The following is a 640-nucleotide window of genomic DNA, read 5'->3' as shown; positions in this document are numbered from 1 at the left end:
AAACATGGGCTTCGCGCACGCGGCGGGCGATCAGCTGGGTAACTTGCGAACCGAAGTCGAGGATGAGGATTTTGTCTTGGGTCATGGCGGAAACTTTGCAAAATGTAAGAAAACAGTGCGGCCGATAGGGAAAATTTCAAATTTAAACCACAATAAAAAAGGCCGTCTGAAACGGCGGATTATACCATTGTTCAGACGGCCTTTATAGGGCAAAACCCAAATCTCTCATCTTTCTATTTTGTGTGTTTTTCAGGAATCATATCGCTGCGCGAGAGCAACAGCAGGCAACCCAATACAACCATGCCGATGGCCAGCAACGGAGAGAGGTAAATCCAGTAGCTCATGTGCAGATAAATGGCTGTACCGATATAAACCAGCATCGGACCGGAAACGATGGACTGTTTGTTGATGCCGTCCATAATCAACACGGCAAAGCCCAAAATAATTAATGCGCCGGCAATCATTGTCGATGTCGCAGGCAAAATATCCGTAGCGCGCAAAAACCAAATCGCACCAAAGATAATCAAAAACAAAGGCAGAAAAAGTGAGGGGCGGGACATAACAACGCTCCGTAAAGGTTTCAGATGGCCTGTATTATTGGGTGCGTCGGCCATGCAGGCAAGATATAAAAATGCAATCT

2 protein-coding genes are annotated in these 640 nt (G+C 46.4%); one reads left to right on the top strand and one right to left on the bottom strand.

What is annotated here, in order from left to right; translation table 11 throughout:
• The coding region (locus ACTHS3_RS16510; protein ID WP_440368574.1) for a hypothetical protein at positions 1-208 on the top strand (208 nt) is incomplete at its 5' end.
• 25 nt (positions 209-233) lie between these two features.
• Here the strand turns inward: ACTHS3_RS16510 and ACTHS3_RS16505 are convergent.
• On the bottom strand, positions 234-560 hold the full coding sequence (locus ACTHS3_RS16505) for a hypothetical protein (protein WP_039862324.1): 327 nt from the start codon (positions 558-560) through the stop codon (positions 234-236).
• Positions 561-640 lie beyond the last annotated feature (80 nt).

The sequence above is a fragment of the Neisseria sp. P0009.S007 genome, from assembly GCF_051962515.1.
This window is presented reverse-complemented; position numbering and strand designations above follow the sequence as displayed.